At 38.0% G+C, this 1585-nt stretch carries 2 protein-coding genes; both read right to left on the reverse strand.

Features of this window, described 5'->3' with window-relative positions:
- Positions 1-235 precede the first annotated feature (235 nt).
- On the reverse strand, positions 236-1156 hold the full coding sequence (locus J2R98_RS14435; RefSeq protein ID WP_307070204.1) for an IS3 family transposase: 921 nt from the start codon (positions 1154-1156) through the stop codon (positions 236-238).
- Between the two features lie 29 nt (positions 1157-1185).
- Positions 1186-1497 (reverse strand): transposase, encoded by a 312-nt coding sequence (locus tag J2R98_RS14440; protein ID WP_307070206.1) that lies wholly within the window; start codon positions 1495-1497, stop codon positions 1186-1188.
- Positions 1498-1585 lie beyond the last annotated feature (88 nt).

The following is a 1585-nucleotide window of genomic DNA, read 5'->3' on the forward strand; positions in this document are numbered from 1 at the left end:
CGGCTAGGCCCCCTTAAACTGGACACAAAACAATTCACCTAGCTGTGACTCAAAATTGCTCAATTTTTTATCATTTCCCTCCATATTATAGTGGTTATGAGGTTGATTCAATTTGGCATGGATTCAAAAAGTAGATATGACCCCTTATGAAAAAACAGAACAATCTCGCAAAATGGGCTATCAGCCCATTCCATGCCAAACTTAATCCTCTCGTCGCATGTGCCTCATATTGCTACTATAGTTTTACTTTTTGAATTGGAATAACTCCTTCCAACGTAAGTTGGTTGAACCTATAAGGAGAACGATCATTCAAACTCCCATGTGGACGAACTTTATTATAAAAATCAATGTACTGCTCAATGTGGTAATAAGCTTCATCGAAAAAAGTAAACGTGTGTCTTTTAAAACACTCACGCTGTAATTGGCTATAAAAAGATTCTATATAGGCATTCATATCAGGCGTTTTCTTTGGAATGCGCTCATGGTAGATTTTTTGGTGCGCACAAAAGTCTCCAAAGATATCACTCACAAATTGGGGACCATTATCTGTTCGAATAATAAGTTTTGTTTCCCCAACGCCCTCCTTGAAATGAATTCTTCTTTTAATCATCGCTTTAACCAACATAATAGTAATATCTTTTGCACGGCAAGTCGGCCCCTTGAATACACCTACGATTTGGCGATCGTAAACATCAATCGCACAACACACAAACACAAAGTAATTGGAGTTAATAATGTGTCCATATTTAATGTCTACTTGCCAAAGTTGATTAGGACCTGTTATTACTCGATTTCGCGCAAGTCGTCTTGGGTGCTTAGACTTTTTGACTCTACGTTCTTTTAATATATCGAGCTTTTTGCACAGACGATAAACTTTCTTTTTATTAATAATTAGTTGATATTGATCTCGAATAAGAGACGTCCATTTTTTATAGCCTAAACCACCAATATCATCATCATGATAATACTCCATTAGATATTCTTCGATTTGTTCGTCTGGTACACGGAAACCATCACGATGCTCAGAAAAGCCGGGACTCGGTCTCCCTCTCTTAATATGAGCCCTTACAGGCTGGGGGGAACGCCTCGCATAATAGCTTGAACGTTTCACATCCAAAATGTCTAGTATGCGTTTAGTAAAAAATCCTTCGGACAACCAATTCTCAGCTAGTTGAATTCTTTCATCTAATGATGGTCGTTTTTTTTTAGTGCGTCTTTTAAGACAGCTACCTCTAACTCTTTTTCACCAAGCAACTTCATAGCTTGCTCATACTTCTTTTTATATTCTTTTTCTGTAGGTTCAGGTTGGGTCAAACGGACCCCTTCGGACTCCATCTGATCTAATACTTCAGTTTCATACTGCCTCATCCAATTACGAAGCGTCGAAGATGATACACCAGCTGATTTAGCTGTGGATGCATACTGATTGGTCTCTAAAGCCATTCTGACGTATTTCTTTTTTAAGTCCTCAAAAATCTCAATCTTGCGCTTACCCATTTTATCCCTCCTCATTGCCCAAAATTAGATTAAATACATTGTAAGCTTTTCCAATTTTGGTGTCCAAAGGATTAAGGGGGCTTAAAAG

The organism is Alkalibacillus filiformis, from assembly GCF_030814115.1.
Taxonomy (GTDB): Bacteria; Bacillota; Bacilli; order Bacillales; family Alkalibacillaceae; genus Alkalibacillus; species Alkalibacillus filiformis.